Origin of the sequence: Ensifer sp. CCNWLY38 (genome assembly GCF_037120565.1) — a bacterium.
Lineage (GTDB): Bacteria > Pseudomonadota > Alphaproteobacteria > Rhizobiales > Rhizobiaceae > Ensifer > Ensifer adhaerens_H.
Genome location: NZ_JBBBBO010000011.1, coordinates 119,678 through 138,769 on the forward strand (window position 1 = coordinate 119,678; position 19,092 = coordinate 138,769).

At 62.6% G+C, this 19,092-nt stretch carries 22 protein-coding genes; 10 read left to right on the plus strand and 12 right to left on the minus strand.

Going from position 1 to position 19,092, the window contains the following annotated elements; all coding sequences use genetic code 11:
• Nucleotides 1–48: 48 nt before the first annotated feature.
• From V7S54_RS23095 to V7S54_RS23115, 5 genes are all read right to left on the minus strand, one after another.
• Entirely contained in the window at nucleotides 49–339 is a 291-nt protein-coding gene (locus tag V7S54_RS23095; protein WP_336408873.1) for a type II toxin-antitoxin system RelE/ParE family toxin, read from the minus strand.
• The gene (locus V7S54_RS23100) at nucleotides 327–605 is read right to left on the minus strand and encodes a CopG family ribbon-helix-helix protein (protein ID WP_065375974.1); all 279 of its coding nucleotides are present in this window, start codon (nucleotides 603–605) and stop codon (nucleotides 327–329) included. The genes V7S54_RS23095 and V7S54_RS23100 overlap by 13 nt, the downstream gene beginning before the upstream one ends.
• Before the next feature lie 202 nt (nucleotides 606–807).
• A complete protein-coding gene (locus V7S54_RS23105) occupies nucleotides 808–1,077 on the minus strand; it encodes a hypothetical protein (RefSeq protein ID WP_336408874.1) in 270 nt (89 codons plus the stop codon).
• Nucleotides 1,074–1,205: a hypothetical protein gene (locus V7S54_RS23110; RefSeq protein WP_336408875.1), complete on the minus strand. Its 132-nt coding sequence runs from the start codon at nucleotides 1,203–1,205 to the stop codon at nucleotides 1,074–1,076. Before V7S54_RS23110 ends, V7S54_RS23105 begins: the two co-directional genes overlap by 4 nt.
• A gap of 35 nt (nucleotides 1,206–1,240) precedes the next feature.
• Nucleotides 1,241–2,596 (minus strand): MFS transporter, encoded by a 1,356-nt coding sequence (locus V7S54_RS23115; RefSeq protein ID WP_065375972.1) that lies wholly within the window; start codon nucleotides 2,594–2,596, stop codon nucleotides 1,241–1,243.
• Nucleotides 2,597–2,712: 116 nt separating this feature from the next.
• Here V7S54_RS23115 and V7S54_RS23120 point away from each other — a divergent pair, with 116 nt between their 5' ends.
• The gene (locus tag V7S54_RS23120) at nucleotides 2,713–3,624 is read left to right on the plus strand and encodes a LysR family transcriptional regulator (RefSeq protein WP_065375971.1); all 912 of its coding nucleotides are present in this window, start codon (nucleotides 2,713–2,715) and stop codon (nucleotides 3,622–3,624) included.
• A gap of 16 nt (nucleotides 3,625–3,640) precedes the next feature.
• Here the strand turns inward: V7S54_RS23120 and V7S54_RS23125 are convergent, their stop codons facing one another.
• The 3 genes from V7S54_RS23125 to V7S54_RS23135 are packed head-to-tail and all read right to left on the minus strand — an operon-like array spanning nucleotide 3,641 to nucleotide 5,490.
• On the minus strand, nucleotides 3,641–4,552 hold the full coding sequence (locus V7S54_RS23125) for an NAD-dependent epimerase/dehydratase family protein (RefSeq protein WP_336408876.1): 912 nt from the start codon (nucleotides 4,550–4,552) through the stop codon (nucleotides 3,641–3,643).
• A gap of 42 nt (nucleotides 4,553–4,594) precedes the next feature.
• Nucleotides 4,595–5,050: a carboxymuconolactone decarboxylase family protein gene (locus V7S54_RS23130; RefSeq protein WP_336408877.1), complete on the minus strand. Its 456-nt coding sequence runs from the start codon at nucleotides 5,048–5,050 to the stop codon at nucleotides 4,595–4,597.
• Between the two features lie 23 nt (nucleotides 5,051–5,073).
• Entirely contained in the window at nucleotides 5,074–5,490 is a 417-nt protein-coding gene (locus tag V7S54_RS23135; protein ID WP_336408878.1) for a cupin domain-containing protein, read from the minus strand.
• A 117-nt stretch (nucleotides 5,491–5,607) separates the two neighbouring features.
• Between V7S54_RS23135 and pdxR the strand changes: the two genes are divergently transcribed.
• The 8 genes from pdxR to V7S54_RS23175 all read left to right on the plus strand — a co-directional run bounded on the left by pdxR (nucleotide 5,608) and on the right by V7S54_RS23175 (nucleotide 12,945).
• Complete coding sequence (gene pdxR / locus V7S54_RS23140) at nucleotides 5,608–7,008, plus strand: MocR-like pyridoxine biosynthesis transcription factor PdxR (RefSeq protein WP_336408954.1); 1,401 nt, start codon at nucleotides 5,608–5,610, stop codon at nucleotides 7,006–7,008.
• A 334-nt stretch (nucleotides 7,009–7,342) separates the two neighbouring features.
• Nucleotides 7,343–8,269: an amino acid ABC transporter permease gene (locus tag V7S54_RS23145; RefSeq protein ID WP_336408879.1), complete on the plus strand. Its 927-nt coding sequence runs from the start codon at nucleotides 7,343–7,345 to the stop codon at nucleotides 8,267–8,269.
• Nucleotides 8,266–9,030, plus strand: a complete 765-nt coding sequence (locus tag V7S54_RS23150; protein WP_065375966.1) for an amino acid ABC transporter ATP-binding protein — start codon at nucleotides 8,266–8,268, stop codon at nucleotides 9,028–9,030. Before V7S54_RS23145 ends, V7S54_RS23150 begins: the two co-directional genes overlap by 4 nt.
• A gap of 32 nt (nucleotides 9,031–9,062) precedes the next feature.
• Nucleotides 9,063–9,923: an ABC transporter substrate-binding protein gene (locus V7S54_RS23155; protein ID WP_336408880.1), complete on the plus strand. Its 861-nt coding sequence runs from the start codon at nucleotides 9,063–9,065 to the stop codon at nucleotides 9,921–9,923.
• A 22-nt stretch (nucleotides 9,924–9,945) separates the two neighbouring features.
• Nucleotides 9,946–10,755, plus strand: coding sequence for a GntR family transcriptional regulator (locus V7S54_RS23160; protein WP_141679508.1), 810 nt, complete (start codon nucleotides 9,946–9,948; stop codon nucleotides 10,753–10,755).
• The gene (locus V7S54_RS23165; RefSeq protein ID WP_336408881.1) at nucleotides 10,752–11,492 is read left to right on the plus strand and encodes a BtpA/SgcQ family protein; all 741 of its coding nucleotides are present in this window, start codon (nucleotides 10,752–10,754) and stop codon (nucleotides 11,490–11,492) included. The genes V7S54_RS23160 and V7S54_RS23165 overlap by 4 nt, the downstream gene beginning before the upstream one ends.
• Entirely contained in the window at nucleotides 11,489–12,004 is a 516-nt protein-coding gene (locus V7S54_RS23170; RefSeq protein ID WP_336408882.1) for an ureidoglycolate lyase, read from the plus strand. The genes V7S54_RS23165 and V7S54_RS23170 overlap by 4 nt, the downstream gene beginning before the upstream one ends.
• Nucleotides 12,001–12,945: a carbohydrate kinase family protein gene (locus V7S54_RS23175; RefSeq protein ID WP_336408883.1), complete on the plus strand. Its 945-nt coding sequence runs from the start codon at nucleotides 12,001–12,003 to the stop codon at nucleotides 12,943–12,945. The genes V7S54_RS23170 and V7S54_RS23175 overlap by 4 nt, the downstream gene beginning before the upstream one ends.
• A 117-nt stretch (nucleotides 12,946–13,062) precedes the next feature.
• Here V7S54_RS23175 and V7S54_RS23180 read toward each other — a convergent pair whose 3' ends face one another.
• The 4 genes from V7S54_RS23180 to V7S54_RS23195 form a co-directional block, all read right to left on the minus strand.
• Nucleotides 13,063–14,115, minus strand: a complete 1,053-nt coding sequence (locus V7S54_RS23180) for a sugar phosphate isomerase/epimerase family protein (RefSeq protein ID WP_336408884.1) — start codon at nucleotides 14,113–14,115, stop codon at nucleotides 13,063–13,065.
• A gap of 153 nt (nucleotides 14,116–14,268) precedes the next feature.
• Nucleotides 14,269–15,222, minus strand: coding sequence for a substrate-binding domain-containing protein (locus tag V7S54_RS23185; protein WP_057249660.1), 954 nt, complete (start codon nucleotides 15,220–15,222; stop codon nucleotides 14,269–14,271).
• Nucleotides 15,223–15,285: 63 nt separating this feature from the next.
• The gene (locus V7S54_RS23190; RefSeq protein ID WP_336408955.1) at nucleotides 15,286–16,296 is read right to left on the minus strand and encodes an ABC transporter permease; all 1,011 of its coding nucleotides are present in this window, start codon (nucleotides 16,294–16,296) and stop codon (nucleotides 15,286–15,288) included.
• A 76-nt stretch (nucleotides 16,297–16,372) separates the two neighbouring features.
• A complete protein-coding gene (locus tag V7S54_RS23195; protein WP_336408885.1) occupies nucleotides 16,373–17,899 on the minus strand; it encodes a sugar ABC transporter ATP-binding protein in 1,527 nt (508 codons plus the stop codon).
• Between the two features lie 163 nt (nucleotides 17,900–18,062).
• Between V7S54_RS23195 and V7S54_RS23200 the strand changes: the two genes are divergently transcribed.
• A complete protein-coding gene (locus V7S54_RS23200; RefSeq protein WP_336408886.1) occupies nucleotides 18,063–19,085 on the plus strand; it encodes a LacI family DNA-binding transcriptional regulator in 1,023 nt (340 codons plus the stop codon).
• The last annotated feature ends 7 nt before the right edge of the window (nucleotides 19,086–19,092 follow it).

Below are 19,092 nucleotides of genomic sequence, written 5' to 3' on the forward strand. Positions count from 1 at the left end.
CAGTCACATAGGACGAGCAATCGCTCAAAGATGACACCGGCGGCACTCTCAGAAGCCAGCTTCTTTCTGTTGGCGCGCGGCGAGGATTGTCAAAATGTCCTCATCAATACGGTAGCGCGTGATGTATCCGCTATCTCCAAAATCAATGAACCACTCTCGATATTGATCAGGCAGATCATCAATGAGGCGCCCCATTTTAGGATGTGCGCCAAGGGCTTGCACACCCCTCAGAATGGCTTCACCCGCTCGCTTGGCTGCCAATGGGCTTTTGGCCTGCAAGAATTTGCGAAGGCGTTCAAGATCACGAACAGCTGCTGGCGAGAAGACTATTTGTGGCATTCAGGTGCGGCGCTCTCGTCGTCCGTTCCCCACGTGGATAGCCATTTTTCGACCTCGTCCGCAGTGGCATGTAGGCCGGTCGCTTGATACTCCTCCCACGCGTTGAGCGTGTCGTGTCGCAATGCCTCCCGCTTCTCTTCTCGCTCCACGTATTGCGCAATCGCCTCACGCATGATCCAGTGAGAAGACCGGCGGCGGATTTCGGCCAAGTGTTGAACGCGGCCTTTGAGCTCATCATCGAGCTTGAGCGAGGTCGGGGATGCCATGGCAACCCTCCTTAGTTAAAGGTAATACCAGACGCTAAATATAAGCGCTGTCGTTTCACTCGTCTATGATCCAGCTGAAACTTGCGCGCCCCGCGACTAACAATTCCCTTGCTCTTGACCAGGTTTGAACCGCGTACTTATGCGATCGTGAAGCATCCTTCCGGTACAGAGAGGATAGTGCGCAAGGGCATCGTAGAAGTGCCTAAGCCGCAATCGGCGTTTCATGCAGATGCCGCCACCGGAGCGAGCCATCCGCTGAAGCTTCCAAAACGACGGTCGAGCGTCTTGCTGTTTGAACCCCGCCCGCATCCGCGTGCGTCTCGCGATAAGTGACGCAGGCTCCGCCCGACCATTCCTGACTGATCTGCATGTCGTCGACCGTGATCCGCAGCTCCGGGCGTTTCCCGTGCAGACGTGCGAACAATTCACCCACGCCCTCTTTTCCGAGGGTGGTCGCTTGCATGGAGATCATGCGAAACTCAGGCGAGAAGCGTTCGAGCAGTGCACCAGATCGTTGGGGTGGGCCGCCCCGGTGAACCAGCGTTCGATCTCAATGTGGAGATCGACAACCTCAGCGCAGAATTTTTCAATATCGGTCATGTTCGGCTCCTTGTTGGACAGCTTGAAAGAATGGGTTACGCGCGCTGACCGGCTCGCGGCAGCCGCAGAACGAAGGGCAGCGGCAACACGATCAGAACGGCAGCGATTACAAAGCAGTAGCGGTAGGGCAGAACGTCGGCCGCGCCGCCGCTGGTCGCCAGGAAAAGCCCCAGCAGGCCTCCCAACACACTCGCACCGAGCGAAAAACTGAGCTGACGGTTGATGTTCCACAGCGCACTTGCCTCTGCCATCCGTTCCGTCCGAACCGACGTAAAGGCTGCCGTCTGGGCCGTGGACGTGCAAAGGCTTGCCCCGAAGCCCATTGCAACAAAGGACGCGATGATGAACTTTCCGGCGAATGGCGTGGCCAGCAGCAGCACGCCGACGCAGGTGACGATCATGCCGACGAGAAAGAGCGGGCGCGGGCCTTGGGACGCGAACAGCCGCCGCGTCGACATGATGGCGACGAAGGATGCTGCTGCCCATGGAAGCATGAGCATGCCGGTCTGTGTGGCCGTCAGACCAAGGCGGTCCTGCAAGTACAGGGAAGCGACCAGGTTTACGCCCGTGAAAACGCCCGGCACACACAGGTAGATGATGCTGCCAACCCTGAGCATCGGATCGGAAAGCAGATGCAGATCAAGCAGCGGATTGCGCGAGCGCAACGCATGGCGGACATAGGCAGCGCCCGCGACAATCGCGAACGCAAGCACAATTGCGGCATGAACGCCGCTTCCCGTCTGACTAATGAGCGTCAGGCCAAGGGGAAGGCAAAACAGGGTGATGGCGCTCAGCAGGAAGCCGGGAATGTCGAGCGCCGGCTTCGCTTCCACTAACCGATCGACGGGAGCCCAGGCGAGGGCCAACGCAGCTATCGCCGCTGCCAGTGGCGCAACGCCGACAAATACCCAGCGCCAGGACACATGATCGGCCGCGAGCCCGCCGATGGCTGGTGAAAATGCCGGCACCAACAGCGCAACCGTCATGACCACGGCCGTCAGATGGGCGCGGTCTTCCGGCAGATAGGCGCGATAGGCCATGCTCTGGCCGACCGGCACGAGCAGTCCTCCGCCGAGACCCTGAACGAGTCGCCAGGCAAGAAGCGTCTCAATCCCAGTGGCCCCGCCTCCGCCGATACCGCCCACCGCCACAATGAGTAGGGAGGCAATGAACACGTGGCGTTCGCCGATCCGGCGCGCAAGCCAGCTCCCCAGCGGAATGGCGACAGTCAGGCCAAGCATGTAGATCGTGCCGACCCAGGCGAGCTGCACGACCGATGCGCTCAGCTCCCGTTGCAATGCCGGCAGGGCGGCGTTGAAGATGAACATATTCGCGAGATCGACGGCGAATCCGAGAAGGTAGAGGGTGGCAATTCGTGAGCGGGCGGACAACGGGAAAACCTTCGATGGAAATGACGTCCGCAGGGATATTCCCTTTCACGCCGTCGAATAAGGCGATACAATTAGACATAATCTGTCGTATTTTTTGACCAATTGGAGCGCGCGCCATGGCGGTGAGTCTGGATCGCCTGACTGTTTTCCGAGCCGTCGTGGAAGCAGGATCGTTCACAGCAGCTGCCAAGCAACTCAATCAGGCCAGAGCCGCCATCAGTTTCAACCTCAAGCAGCTCGAAAGCGAATTGGGCGTCACGCTCCTTCATCGCACCACGCGCAGCCTTGCTCTGACCGATGCCGGCGAACGGTTTTATGCGCGCTGCCTGCGCATTCTCACGGAAGCCGATGAGGCGATTGCCGAAGCGCGCATGGAGCAAACGGTGCTGAGCGGCACCTTGCGGCTGACATCGACCGTTGAATATGGCGTCGCGGTGATTGCTCCGGCCCTTCAGGAATTCACCGCGCTGCATCCAGACCTCGACATCCAGTTCGAGGCCTATCCGACGAATGTCGACCTCGTGCGCGATCGCTTCGACGTCGCCATCCGGCTGGGGCGCAACGAGCAATTCCAGACCTCGCCATATGCCGGTGTGCATCTGGGGACGTATCAGATCAGGCTGGTCGCGTCGCCGGACATCATCGCCGGCGTCGGGAAAACTGCCACTGGTACGCCGGAGATGCTGAGCGCGCTGCCGTATATCAGCAATGCCACCGTCGACCGTGTGAAAAGCTGGAAAATGTACGACGAAGACGGCCGCGAATGCGCATTCGAGGTGCCTCTTCAGTCCCGGCTGCTTGCCAACAACGCATCGGTCGTCAAGGCGCTGGCGGTTGCCGGCGCAGGCGTAGCGCTTTTGCCTGACTGGTTCGTGGCGCCAGAACTCGCCGAGGGCAAGTTGGCCGACGCCCTGCCGACCTATCGCTTCCCCGATCACCAGATTTACGCGATGCACCTGCCCATGCAGATGGTCCCGCAAAAAATCCGCGCCTGGCTCCGTTTCCTCAGGGATTATGTCCGTCGTTAATTTCGCCGGGCGGCAATCACGCGCCCTTCCATAGCAGCGGACGTGGCGCGAAGCCGAGTTTTTCCTTCGCTCGCGTGTTCGCGGCACCGGTCAGACGAGTGTGGTAGTAGACCGCTTCCTCGCTGGCGGATTTCAGCGCGTCCGCCACACTGACCCGCGCCGGCTCCGATGCATCAACCCACCGAGCGAAAGCCGGCAGCCATTTGGCGACGGGCATCGGGTCGTCGTCGACGATATTGTAGACCCCCGCTTCGGCCGTGAGCGCGGCGACGGTCGCAGCGATCGCATCATCGATATGAACGAACGACCAGACGGCATTTCCTTCGCCGATGATCACCGCCTCGCCATTGCGAACCTGATCGGCAATCGCTCCGTCCGGCCGGTACCAGGTACCGGGCCCGTAGAAGAAGCCGTAGCGCAGGACGACGCCATCGAGCGATGGCGAGGCGAGCACACGGTCCTCATAGGCGCCGATGGCGCGCGTGCTCTCGCCGATCTCCCCGGGCGCGTCGTACCTGAGCCTCGCGGTCTCGTCGGCGAGGTGTCCTGCTGGGGCATCGAGGTAGAAGCCACGAGACTGTATGATGTAGCGGCGAACGCCCAGCTTCTGCGCCGCAGCGAGCAGGTTGGCGCCGCCCTCGCGATGAAGGCGCGTATCGTCCGGCATGGCCTTGATGATGTCTGCAGGGTTGGCCGGAAGCCAGGTGAGCTGGTCAATCACGACGTCCGGCGCTGCTGCGGCGATTGCTTCATGGACCGCCTCGGGGTCGAAGGCATCCGCGGTCGACGCCTCGGCTCCGAGCTTGCGGAGACGATCCACGCCTGGGCCGGGGCGCGTCATGCCGGTCACCTGATGGCCAAGGGTCCGGAGCGCCCGCACCAGCGGCGAGCCGACGGCGCCTGTGGCGCCCGCGATGAATATCTTCATAGCCAACTCCTCAATTTGAGCGTTTCGGGTTGTGCGCCGTCTTTAGCTTTCAAGTGCTGCCTGCGGCGTATTGCGGAAACTGATCGCCATGCGGTTGTAGGCATTCATCAGACCGATCGCGATCGTGAGGTCGGTGAGTTCGCGCTCGTCGAACAGCGCACGTGCGGCCGCGTAGGCTTCGTCCGGCACGCCCGTCTCGGCGACGCGCGTGACGGTTTCGGCCCAGGCAAGGGCCGCCCGCTCGCGCGCGTCGAAGAGATTGCCGGCTTCTCTCCACGCCTGGACCAATGCGATCTTTTCGATCGGTTGGCCCTTTTTCAAAAGGTCGCGGGTGTGCATGTCGAGACAGTAGGCGCAGTTGTTGATCTGCGAGATGCGAAGATAGACCAGATCGACCAAAACTGGCGGCAGGCCACCTTGCAGGACGTAGCCGTAGACACCGCCAAGGGCCTTGGCGCCGGCCGGTGCGATCTGGTTGTAGTCGAGACGCTTGCTCATTGTTCCGTTCCTTGGGTTCGGGTCTACTTGATCGGGGTGGAGAGTTCTTTTTCATCCGTGTCGGCGACGAACACCGCCAGCAGCTTTGCCGGCTTCGTCTCGCTCGCGTTGCGGCTGACGAGATGGGTGGACGCCGGCGGCTCGTACCAGCTCTCGCCGGCGCGGTAGGTCTGCGTGGGGCCGTCATTCACCTTGGACACGATTTCTCCGGAGAGAACGTAGGCGAAGATGAAGGACGACTTTGCATGCGTATGTGGAGTCGAAGCTCCGCCTGGGGGATAGTCGACGATCAGGGCGGTCAAGGTCTTACCCGGAATATTGGGTATCGCCTTTTCGAAGTGCGGCGTGACAACGTCGCCGGGATCATGCGCAGCGGCCGGTAGCGTGGTGGCGATTGCAAGGGCGGCGGCAGCAGCGCCAATGAAGGATCGTAGGGTCATGCCAGGGATCTCCTTTCCGCGTGGTCCTGATGACGTTTCTTCCTGCCCCTAGAAATGACGGTTTCCTGGTTCTAAAAAAAGCACCAAGAACCGACAAAAATCGTGTACCAGGAACGCATGGATCAGCCGCTGGAACTGAACCTCGATCGGTCGGCGCGGACGCCACTGGCCGAGCAGATACGAAAAGGCATCAGCGCCGCGATCGAAAGCGGGGTGCTTGCCCCGGGCGCGCGTCTGCCGTCCTGGCTGGACCTCGCCGCTCAGCTTGGCGTTGCACGCGGCACGGTGCGTACGGCCTACGACAAGCTTTCCGCGGCCCAGCTCATCGTCGCCTCGCGCTCGACCGGGACCCGCGTCGCCGCTCGTCCTGCAGCGGTTGCGCGGGTCGAGCCGCCGCCGGATCCCGGCTCGTTCATGGAGCGGTATCGGGAGATGACAGCCGGCCCAGCGATCTTCCAGATGGGCGTACCGGCGCAGGAAACCTTTCCCGCCACGCTCTTCGCGAGAATCCGCGCCCACGCCGTACGCGTGGAGACGAGCGCTCCGGCGATCTATCCCGACCCTCGCGGCGAACTGGAACTGCGCCGGGAAATTGCCGCCTATCTTGCCGTCGCGCGCAGCATCGAATGCTCGCCCTCCGAAATCATCATCACCGGGGGATACGCCAGCGGGCTCGGAATGGCGCTCCGCGTCCTCGGCCTCGAAGGGCAAAAGGTCTGGATGGAGGATCCCGGTTTCCCATTCACCCGGCGCGGGCTGGAGCTTGCGCGACTGGAGATCGTGCCGGTCCCCGTCGATGCCGATGGCGTCAACGTCGAGTATGGCATACGCCATGGTCCGGATGCAGCGCTGGTCGTCGCGACCCCGGGGCAACAGGCGCCGCTCGGGTCCACCCTGTCACTGGCACGCCGACTGCGTCTTCTCGACTGGGCGGCCGGGGCGCGGGCCTGGGTGATCGAGGACGACTATCTCAGCGAGTTGCAGCTCGACGGCCGCGCCGCACCGGCGCTCGCCTCCCTCGACCGCGGTGGACGCGTCATTCACATCGGCTCCTTCAGTAAGACCATCAGCCCGGCGCTCAGGCTCGGCTTTCTCGTCGCGCCGCCGGCGCTCGCCTCCCGTTTTGCGGAAGTCGCAGCCTGTCTCGCACCGCCCCCCGGGCCATCCGTGCAGCTTGCAGCCACTGAGTTCATGCGCGAGGGGCATTACTTGCGGCATCTCCGGCGGACGAAGCGGGTCTACTCCGCCCAACGCGACGCCTTGCTGAAATCCCTGCGGCCGGAGGAAGCGACAGTTGCCGGATTGGCCGTGCTGTTGCGTTTGCCGGACGGGGTCCCGGATCTTGCGATCGCCAGAGAAACGTTGGCTTTCGGCATGTCGCCCGCACCACTTTCGGCCTGGTACGCGTCGCCGGATTCTGCAAAATCCGGCTTGCTTCTGGGCCTTGCCACGGCGCCGCCAAGGCAGCTTGCGAGATCGTGCGACCGCCTGCTTGAGATTGTCAGACGGTTTGCTTGACGTGTTGCATGTATAGGCAAAGTGCGAAGCCTTACTTGTTTTCGCTTCAACGGACGGTTCGGTTCCGTTCCCGGTACAGATTTCATGCGGCTGCATCCCGGAAGATGCCAGCTCGGCAGGGCGCTTAGCGCTTCAGAAGCTGCCCCCTCGCCGGTTCCCCCGTGCCAGCGGCGATCGTTTTCAATCAGTCCGTTCCTCGGGGCCGCTGACTTCCAATCCTGCAGCGCGTTCAGCGCGCGAATATGCACAGCCGGAAATATTCTCCAAACGTCAGCTTGACTCCCTTCGCACGTGCTTCTATCAAGTTGTAGGCCTAACCCTACAATTGGATGCCATGCACCACTCTCACTCATCTTCAACGTCCGCGCTGTCACTCGCCGACCTTCCCGGTCCGGATGTCGCCATCCGCCCACTGCACCACCCCTGGCGGTGGATCAGTGGCGGTCTCGTCATCCTGCTGCTTGCCGTGATCGGCCGCGCCTTCGCAGTCGGGCAAATCCAGTGGACCGTGGTCGGCGAGTTTCTGACGGCTGGCGTCATCATCACCGGCTTCGGTTGGACGCTGCTGATCTCGGCCTGTGCGCTGGTGCTTGGCGTCTTTCTTGGTTTCGCTTTTGGCATCATGCGGCTTTCGGAAAATCCGATCCTGCGTTTCGCCGCATGGCTCTACGTCTGGGTGTTCCGAGGCACGCCGGTGCTGCTGCAGTTGCTCATCTGGTTCAACATCGCCCTGGTCTTCCCACGCCTCTATATCCCCGGGCTCATCGATGCCCGCATGGTCGACGTGGTGACGCCTTTCGTGGCGGCCGTGCTCGGTCTCGGCGTGAACGAAGGCTCCTATCTGACGGAAGTGGTGCGCGGAGGCATCTCTTCGGTTGACAAGGGCCAGAAGGAGGCGGCGCACACGCTCGGCATGACGCCGGGCCAGACGATGCGGCGTATCATCCTGCCACAGACCCTGCGGCTGATCCTGCCCGTACTCGGCAACAGCGCCATCGGCATGCTGAAGTTTTCCTCGCTCGCGGCCACCATCGCCATGGGCGAAATGCTGAATGCGGCGCAGCGCATCTACTTCATCAACGGTGCCGTCATCGAACTGCTGTTCGTCTGCGCCGTCTGGTACCTGGCGGGAACGACCGTTCTTTCCATCGGCCAACATTATCTCGAACGCCATTTCGGCCGCGATGGCGCAGCCGCAACCAGCGAACGCCGCTGGTTCAAAGGATGGGCGCGTCGTCCCGCCACCACAGGTGAAGCATGACACTCGCAGTCAAGGCGGTCGGTATCCGCAAGAGTTTTGGCAGCCACGAGGTCCTGAAGGGTCTCGATCTGGAGGTCGCCTATGGTGAAGTGCTCTGTATCCTCGGGCCGTCGGGCAGCGGCAAGAGCACCTTCCTGCGCTGCATCAACCACCTGGAAACGCCAAATGGTGGCTATGTCTGGGTCGACGGCGCGATCATGGGCTACGAACTCAGCCGCGGCGCGCTTGAGGAGTTGCCGGTCAAGCGGCTCAGGGCGCAGCAGAGCCAGCTCGGCATGGTGTTCCAGCATTTCAATCTTTTCGCGCACCGAACGGTGCTCGGCAACGTCATCGAGGGACCGATGGTGGTACGCGGCTTGAGCCGCGCCGAGGCCGAAGCCCGCGCCATGGGCCTGCTCGAACAGGTCGGCATGGCCGCCAAGGCGTCGAGTTATCCGTCTCAGCTTTCCGGCGGCCAGAAGCAGCGTGTGGCGATCGCCCGAGCGCTCGCCATGGAGCCGCGCGTCATGCTCTTCGACGAACCGACCAGCGCACTCGATCCGGAACTCGTCGGCGAGGTGCTGGAAGTGATGCGCAATCTGGCGCGCGGCGGCACGACGATGATCGTCGTCACCCACGAGATCGGCTTTGCCCGGGAGGTCGCCGACCGCGTCGTGGTGATGATCGACGGCGAGATCCGCGAGATGGGCGTACCCGCGCAAGTTCTGAGCAACCCCGGCGACCCGCGCGTGCGGAGTTTCCTCAGCCGCGTGCTGGCCTGAAGACAAGAGTTCAAAAAGAGGGAGAACTGAAAATGAAACGACTGCTACCAATGGTTCTGGGGCTAGCCTCCGCAACAATCATCAGCCTGGCCGCAGGCGGCCTGGCGCACGCCGCCGACGAGAAGCTGGCGGCCGCTCTGCCGGACGCCGTGCGCGATACCGGAAAGCTGAACGTCACGATCAGCCTTGCCTATCCGCCAATGGAATACAGCGACGCCGGCTCGACGGAACTGAAGGGCTTCGACATCGATCTTGCCAAGGCAATCGCCGAGCGCCTCGGCCTGACGGCGGAGTTCCAGAACGTCGAGTTCCCGCAATTGATCCCGCAGGTTGTCACCGGCCGTTCGGACCTGATCATGACCGCCTTCTCCGACAAGGCGGAGCGCCAGACGCAACTCGATTTCATCGACTACTTCAAGACCGGCAACGTCTTCTACACGACTGCCGACCACCAGAGCGAGATCAAGACCGAGGCGGACCTTTGCGGCAAGACTGTCGCGGTCGCGACGGGCACGAGCTGGGTTACCTGGGCGGAGAACCTCGGCAAGTCCATCTGCCCGGCAGACAAGCTGATCACCGTCATCCAGATCCCGACCCAGGCCGAACACATCATGCAGATCCGCCAGGGCCGCGCCCAGGCGTCCGTCATCGGCCTTGAGGGTCTGCTCGACCTGATGAAGCAGGAGCCGGACAAGTTCTACCAGATCGGCGAGGTCGGCGAGATCAACCACTACGGCATCGCATTTGCCAAGGCGAGCACCCAACTGCGCGATGCGGTCAAGGGCGCCCTCGACGCGATGAAGGCCGACGGCACTTATGCACAGATCCTCGACCGCTACGGCTTGAAACAGGCTGGTGTCGAAGAGTTCAAGATAAACGGAGCAACGAAGTAACCGAACCGCGCCGGAGCCTGCCTTGACCCATCCTTCCATGCCAGACGCCTCCACCATCGCAGCGAACGGAAACCCGGACGACAGACTGTCCCGGCTGCGCCTCGATCTCTATTCGAGCGAGCAGCTCTACCGGCAGCTCTATCGGGCGCTGCGCGCCGCGATTCTCAGCGGTGATTTCTCCGAAGGCGAAGCCATTCCCTCGGAGAACCAGTTGCGCGACCAGTTCGGCATTGCCCGAACGACCGTGCGCAACGCGATGGCGCTTCTGGTTTCGGAAGGTTTGGTCCAGCAGGTTCGCGGCCGCGGCACGATCGTGTCGCACCGGCCGATCAGCCACAACATCTGGAACTTCGGCAGCTTCACGGAGCTTGCCCGCCGCCAGGGCCAGCGCCCGGTGACGCGCGTGCTGGAACACCGGGTGGAGAATGGCGAACTCTTGCTGGTGCGCGCTCGCGGGCTTGCCAACGGCGACACTGTCACGTGGTTGAACGTCGACACATCTCAGCTCGATCTTGCCCTTTATCCGGGCATCGAGCGCTACGATTTCGCGGCGCAATCGCTCTATGAGGTTTTGCGCCGCGACTATGACCGCCACCCCTTGCGTTCGGAACTGCTGCTGACCGTCGTGCCGGCCTCCGATCGCCTGCGGGAGGTCTTTGCCCCGGCACAGGACGTGCCGGGCTACCTTTGCGCCAGCGGAGATGTGCTCGATGCGGACGACCTGTTGGTCGAGCGCACGTCGATCGTCTACTCGCCGGCCGTCCAGATGAAATTTGCAACGCGCTGGGGGCGCGAGACCGCGCCGCATGGTGCGCAGGAGAACAAGACATGAGCCGCTTCGGCGACACTTTCACGACCCCGAAACCGATCCTCGGCATGCTGCATCTGGCCGGTGATGGCCCTGCGGCCAAGCTTGCCCAAGCCGAGGAAGAGGCTCGCATCATGGCCGGCGAAGGCGTGGACGGGGTTGTGGTCGAGAATTACTTCGGTGGCGCAGAGGACGTCGAGCGGGTGTTGGACCGGCTGTTCGGGTTCGACCTCGGCACCCGCATCGGCGTCAACGTGCTCAGAGACGATGCGCGCGCTTTTGCCCTCGCCAAACAGTATCCCGTTTCCTTCATCCAGGTGGATTCCGTCGCCGGCCATCTGCCGCCGGATGCGGAGGAACCCTTCGCAGCCGAACTCGCGGCTCGCCGCGAGGACGTTTCGGCGCTGCTGCTCGGTGGCGTTCGCTTCAAGTACCAGCCCGTTCTGTCCGGGCGACCGGAATCGGACGACGTGCGCATCGGCGCTTCGCGCTGCGACGGGCTGGTTGTCACCTCCGACGCCACCGGCCAGCCGACAGATATGGAAAAGGTGGCCCGCTTCCGCACGGCAACCGGCGGCGCGACGCCGCTCCTGATCGGCGCCGGCCTCACCGAGGCCAATGCCGCCGAGCAATTGGCCAAGGCCGATGGCGCCGTGGTCGGGAGCTGGTTCAAGCACGACCATAAGGACACAGGCCGTGTCGAGGCCGCCCATGTCGCCGGGCTCATGCGCGTCGTGCGTGCCATCAGGAGCGATGCATGAGTGCGGCCGACACGGTTCTAGCCCAGCCAGTCACGGCCGAGAATTTTTCGCGGTACGGCAAGGTCTACGATCTGACCGGCGATACAGACCCGAAGGCGATCTGGACCGTCGGCGACGGCTGGAATGACGGCTTCACCAAGACACCATTGATCGACGGTCGCGGCCATCTCGGCGTCACGCGCGGCGGTAGCGCGCCGTGGCACTGCGGCGCAATGGAGCGGCATCCGGAAACGGAGGAGGCGATCTTCTGCCTCGCCCAACCGATTGTCCTCGCCGTCGCTCCCGCATCCGACGCCACGGCGCCGGACGGGAATGAGATCGAAGCCTTCGTGATCGCGCCCGGGCAAGCCGTGGTGATGGACCGCAACGTCTGGCACGACGCCTGCCGAGGCGTGTCGGGACCAACCCCCTATTACTGGATGGCCGTCTGCGGTCTCGGCGAAAGCCCTTGGGTGCCGGTTGCCGGTGGCCCTCTGGTGCAAGCCATTCCAGGCGAAGGACCGATCGCATGACGAGCTTCTTCATCGGCGACGTCGCACTCGACGAATACTACACCGCCGATCGCTGGCCCGGCCGAGCCGACAAGGGCATGGTCAAGGAACTCCCGGCCGAGGCCGGTGGCTCCATTGCCAACGCCGCCGTGGTGCACGCTGGCCTTGGCGGTGAAACGCAGTTCATCTCCCTGCTCAACGACAGTCCCCTATCGCAACGATTGATCGCCGATTTGAAGGACAACGGCGTCGGCGTCGATCACATGCTGATCGATCCCGCCATTCCGGAATCGCGGAACTTCATCTTTCTCGTCGACGGCGAGCATATCGTTCTGACGGTCGAGATGGGTGAACAGCCGATGTGGCTTGACACAGCCGCTCTCAAGGCGTTGCGCCAACCAGGCTTTCTCTACACGACCCTCTATCGCGCCCGTCGTCTCCATGCGCGAACGGATCAAGGCGTGGTCAAGCAAGCCGACCTTCTTGCCGATCTTCGCCAGCACGGCCGCCGCGTCATCTTCGATCTCGACGTCGGTGGATGCACGCCGCAGGACATGCCGTATCTCACCGGTGCTGCGGTCGTCATCTTCAACCAGGTCGGTTTCCGCGCTGCGTTCGGCCACGACGAAATCACGATGATCGGCGACTGGATGCAGGCGCACGATATCGACTGGGTCGTGCGTACCCTCGCCGCAGATGGCGCCGAGGCCCGCAACGGCGCCACGATCCTTCGTGTGCCTGGTTTTCCGGTCGACGTCGTCGACGTCACCGGCGCCGGTGACACCTTCGGCGGCACCTTGACCTGGTGTCTGGCGCAGGGTCAGGCGATCAAAGAAGCACTGGACTTCTCCGTCGCCGCCGCCTCCCGCTCCGTCACGATCCACGGACCGCGGGCGGGCAAGGCAGCTCCGGACCAAATCCGCCGCTGGCGCGATGACGAACGCCGGCCGAGAACACGGTGAAACGCGGCACCAGTTCGGATCGTCGGTTCGGGGTGTAGGATTGTAGCCCCTCCTTCCCGAACGAATTAAATGGGCGGCTGGACGTCACGGTCCGCTACCGAGGGGGCAAACGCTTCCTCAAATCCCCAGCATGCGCCGGTTGGCGGCCTCGTCGGTGCCGCCGCCGGCAAAGTCGTCGAAGGCCTTATCGGTGACGCGGATGATGTGGTGCTTGACGAAGTCGGCACCCTCGCGCGCGCCGTCCTCGGGATGCTTCAGCGCGCATTCCCATTCGACTACCGCCCAGCCGGCAAAATCATTCGCTGCCATCTTCGAGAACACCGCGCCGAAATCCACCTGGCCGTCGCCGAGCGAGCGGAAGCGGCCGGCCCGGTTGACCCAGCCCTGGTAGCCGCCATAGACGCCCTGGCGTCCGGTCGGATTGAACTCCGCATCCTTGACGTGGAACATGCGGATGCGATCCCTGTAGATGTCGATGTTGTCGAGATAGTCGAGGCACTGCAGCACGTAGTGCGAGGGGTCATAGAGCATGCAGGCGCGCGCGTGGTTGCCGGTGCGCTCCAGAAACATCTCGTAGGTGATGCCGTCGTGCAGGTCCTCACCCGGATGGATCTCGTAGCAGATGTCGACGCCGTTTTCCTCGGCATGGTCGAGGATCGGCTTCCAGCGTTTCGCCAGTTCATCGAAGGCGGTCTCGACGAGGCCGGCCGGCCGCTGCGGCCAGGGATAGACGAAGGGCCAGGCAAGCGCGCCGGAAAAACTCGCCATCGCATCGAGCCCGAGGTTCTTCGACGCGGTCAGCGCCAGCTTCACCTGCTCCACCGCCCATTGCTGCCGCGCCTTGGGGTTGCCGCGCACTTCGGGTGCGGCAAAGCCGTCGAAGGCTTCGTCATAGGCCGGGTGCACGGCGACGAGCTGGCCCTGCAGATGGGTCGAAAGCTCGGTCACCTCGACGCCGTTGGCGCGCGCCGTGCCGGCAAATTCGTCGCAATAGGTCTTGGAGGTCGCCGCTTGTCTCAGGTCGATCAGCCGCGCGTCCCAGCTCGGGACCTGCACGCCCCTGTAGCCGCAATCGGCCGCCCATTTGGTGATCGCATCCCAGGAATTGAACGGCGCCGCATCGCCGGCAAACTGCGCAAGAAAGAGCCCTGGCCCCTTGATCGTCTTCATCTCTCGTCTCCTCCGTTGGAAAATGTGCCGGGCGATCGAAAGGCGCCGGTGATGCCCGCCTGGGGCTCAAGACGACACGCCCTGAGATTTCAGGTGATCGTTGTGGGATGGCAGCCCGCGTCGACCGCGGGCCGCATTTCAGTCAAGCCTGGATCAGAACGGCGAATCCGGGAAGTAGAAGTCCTTCGCATTGTCCTTGGTCACGAGCGTCGCGTCGATCGTGTAGACGCCACGGACCGGAACCTGGCCGTAGAAGTTGGCGACGGTCATTTCGAGCGCCGTACCAACCATCGCCGGCGGATAGAGCACGTCGACCGGGATCATCTTGTCGCCGTCCATGACCTTCTTGATCATTTCCTTCGAGCCAGCGCCGGCGACGACGTACTGGATGTCGGTGCGCTTTGCCTGCTCGATGGCCTGCAGTACGCCGACGGCCATGTCGTCATCCTGGCACCAGACGACGTCGATCTTCGGGTACTTCGTCAGGTAGTCCTGCATGACCTTGAATGCATCGTCGCGGTTCCAGTTGCCGTACTGGCGGTCGAGAACCTTGACCTTCGAGCCTTCGATGCCCTTGTCGAAGCCGTCCTGGCGCTGCTGATCGATCGGGATCGGCAGGCCGCGGATGACGACGACTTCAGCTTCCGGCGTCGTGGCCTTGATATATTCGCCCGCGACCTGGCCGAGCGCCGGATTGTTGCCGGCGACATAGAGATCGCGCACCGAATTGTCGTTGACGCTCGGCGCCCGGTCGACGAGCGCGACGAAGGTCCCCTTGCCCTTTACTTCCTTGATGGCGTTGACCAGCGGATCCGGATCGGTCGGCAGGATGACGAGCGCGTCGATGCCCTGAGTCTCAAGGTCCTGCACGGCGTTGGCCTGGCTCGCCGGATCGGGAGAGGTCTTGACGATGACGTTGAGGCCCGGGTTGCGCTCCATCAGGATCTTGGCGACGCGCTCGGCATGGAAGACCACGCCGGCCGTCCAGCCATGGTCGGCTGCCGGGATCGAGACGCCGATCGTCACTTTCTTTTCTTCCTGCGCGTGCGAGACGCCAGCAAGTGCGGTCATGGCCGCGAGGGTCAGGCCGAATAGCTTATTACGCATTAAGTTCCTCCCAAATATCAGGTCAGCCTGTTGCAGGCCGGGAGACCTGTGGACCCGGCCGTCTCACGATTTCCGAACCAGCGAGCGCTGGACGAGCATCGCAATGATGATGATCGCACCCTGGATGGCGCCGATCAGGTATTCGCTGATGAAGTTGGAGAGCAGCATGATGTTGCCGACCAGTTCGAGGATGAACGCACCACAGATCGTGCCCCAGACGCGACCAGCGCCGCCTTTAAGCGCGGTGCCACCGACGACGACGGCGGTGATTGCCTGTAGTTCCCAGAGAATGCCGGTCGTCGCCGACGTCGAGCCAAGGCGCGGCACATAGAGGAGAACGGCGGCCGCCACGCACAGCCCCTGGATCACGAAGGCGACGGTGCGGACGCGGTTGACGGAAATGCCGGAGTAGCGCGCGACGTCACGATTGGAACCGACGGCCACGACGTGCCGACCGTAGCGCGTGCGGTAGAGGATGAAGGCCGCCACGGCCGTCACCGCGAGGATGACGACGATCGGAACCGGCAGGCCGAAGATCGTGCCGAAATAAGCGGGCCGGTACATCTCCTGGAGCTCGGGCTCCTTGAGCGTGATCGCGCCGCCTTGCGACAACCAGGTCGTCAGTCCCCGATAGATGCCCATGGTGCCGAGCGTTGCGATGAAGGGCTCGATCTTGCCGACTGTGGTGATCAGACCGTTGGTGAGACCACAGAGTGCGCCGGCGACGATAGTAAACAGGACCGCCGCCACAAGCATGAGCACAGGATCGGCGATGACCCCGGAGTTCATGAACAGGATCATCAGACTGGCGATGAAGGCGACCATCGCCCCGACGGAGAGATCGAGATCGCCCGACGAAATCACGAAAGTCGCTCCGACCGCGATAATGGCGATGAAGGCGCTGCGGGTAGCGACGTTGGCGAGGTTGTTGATGCTGATGAAGTTGGGATTGACCAGCGCCCCGACCAGCAACAGCAACGCCAGTGCGACGAACGGCGCCACGGCCCTCAGATCGATGTCGCGCCAGCTGCGGCGGCGAATTGCGCCCTGACTGCCTTCCTCGTTTACGCTCATATCCAATTGAACCTCCGTCCCACCTGTCGGGAATCTTGTTGTTCTCGGCATCTGCGCAGGATGCGCCGCGGCCGCCTCAGGCCGCCGTCTTCTTCTTCAATCCTGCGGCGTAGCGCATGATCTCCTGCTCGGAGATCTCGTCGCCCTCGAGGATGCCGGCGATATGGCCTTCGCGCATGACCACCACGCGACTGCATAGGCCTATGACCTCGGGCATCTCCGATGAGACGACAATGATCGAGCGACCGTCCCGGGCGAGCGCCGAGATGAAGTGGTAGATCTGCTGCTTGGTGCCGACGTCGATGCCGCGGGTCGGCTCGTCGATGATGATGATACCAGGGTCTATCTCCATTACCTTGGCGAGAAGCAGCTTCTGCTGGTTGCCACCGGACATGCGCCCGGCGACAATCTTGTCATCCCTGACGCGGATGTCGAAGCGGCGGCGCGCCTTGACCAGAGCCGCCTCCTCGCTTCCCGGATCGAGATAGCCGAGGCGGCTATGGCGACCGAGCGATTGCAGTGTCAGGTTCGCCATCATGCCGGCATTGAGCAGCAAGCCCTTTGCCTTCCGATCCTTGGTCATGTAGGCGAGGCCGGCATTGTTGACCGCGTGCACGTCGCCGGATGAAACCGGTTGGCCACGAACGAGAACCTCGCCGGCCACACGCGGGCGCAAGCCAACGATCGCCTCCATCAATTCCGTCCGACCCGACCCGATCATCCCGGAAAAACCGAGGATTTCGCCGCGGCGGACCTCGAAGCTTGCATCCCGCACGTAGCCTGTTGAGACCGAACTGACGCGCAGCACGACCTCCTCGTCGACGTCGGGTTCGGTTTTGGCGGGATAGAGGCTCGAAAGCTCACGGCCGACCATCAACTGGGCGATCGCCTCGCCGTCGAGGATGGAGGTCGGCGATGTCTTGATCCATTGGCCGTCGCGCAATACCGTCACGCGATCGGTGAGTTCCATGACCTCGTCGAGCTTGTGCGACACGAAGACGAAACTCGTTCCCTTGTCGCGCAGCTTGCGCACCAAGCGGAACAGAAAGTTCGTTTCTTCGCGAGAGAGGACGGCGGTCGGCTCATCCATGAAGACGACGCGCGCGTCACGGCTGATAGCCTTGGCAATCTCCACCATCTGTTTTTCGGCGATCGACAGCGACCCAATCATCGCATTCTCGTCGACATGGGAGCCGAGGAGATCGAGAACGCGGCGCGTTTCCGCGCGCATGAACTTGCGGTCGAGCACGCCGAACCTGGTCACCTCGCGGCCGAGAAACAGGCTCTCGGTGACGGTGAGATGTTCGGCCAGATTGAATTCCTGATGGATGATGACGATGCCGAGCGCTTCGGCCGCGCCGTTTGCCGGAAGCTTCAGTGACTGGCCGTCGAGCATAATCTCGCCCGAGGTCGGTTGCTCGAAGCCGGACAATATCTTGACGAGCGTGGATTTGCCGGCGCCGTTCTCGCCCATCAGCGCGTGGATTTCGCCCTGACGTAGCTCGAAATCGACGCTGAAAAGCACCTGCACGCCGCTGAAGGATTTACTGATGCGGCGCGCAGACAGCACGACGGGAGCCCCGTCGACAACCTCCGTGGTCATATTCCCCTCCCTGCGGCCTCCACCGCTTTTTCAACGATGTAAACCTTTACACTGCACGATGTAAAGGTTTACATCGTGCTAGTACGACAATTTTTTCGGCCTGCGCGTTTGACCGTCAGGCAAGTCTGTGTAGTGTCTCGCAACAAAGCCCGAGGCCAACCAAGTGTCCGATTCCACCCCCGCAACCATCGAAGATGTCGCACGGATCGCCGAAGTGTCGATCGCGACAGTTTCGCGGGCGATTCACATGCCGGAGAAGGTTGCCAAGTCCACGCGGCTGAAGGTCAACCAAGCCATTGCGCTGACGGGCTACACCACCAATGCGATGGCGCGCAGCCTGAGGCTGGGGCGCTCGAACATGATATTGGTGGTCGCACCCGATATCGGCGACCCGAACTTCTCCAGCATTCTGGTGGGACTTGAAAACGAAGCGCGTGCCCATGGCTACGGCGTGCTGATCGGGCATACCCAGAATGATGCCCAGCGCGGGTTGGAATATCTGAAATTCTTCAACTCGAACCAGGCGGCCGGCCTGATCCTGTTTACAGGCATTCTTCCTTTCGGCCATCAGGACGTAACGCCGCGCCTGCCGCCAACCGTCGGGGTGTTCGAGCCCGTCTTCAACGGTGGCATTCCCTATGTCGGCGTCGACGACGTCGAAGGCGCGCGCAAGGCCGTTGATCTTCTCATTTCCGAAGGGCATCGGCGGATCGCATTCATCGGAGACTCCCATACGCGCCTTGCCTATGGCCGTCGTCGGTCGGGGTACGAGGCCGGGCTTGCTGCGGCCGGCATTCCCCCGAACCGCCGCCTTATCCTCCAAGGCGACGGAACGGTGGAAAGCGGCAGGCTGGCGCTGGAGCAGCTCTTCATGCGCGACGATCTTCCGACCGCCTTCATGTGCGTCAACGATCAGACTGCTCTTGGTGTCGCGCTTGGCCTCAAGGCGCGCGGCTATGAGATACCGGACCAGTTTTCGGTCACCGGCTTCGATGACGTCCCGCAGGCCAGTTTCATGACCCCTTCCCTCACGACGATCCGCCAGCCGCGCACCGCGATCGGCAAGCACGCGATGGCACTGCTTCTCGAGATGCTCTCGGACCGCACCCCTTCAGAAACCGAGATCCTGCTGAGGCCCGACCTGGTGGTCCGCAACTCTGTTGGGCCGCCGCCGACACGGCGATGAAGGATTT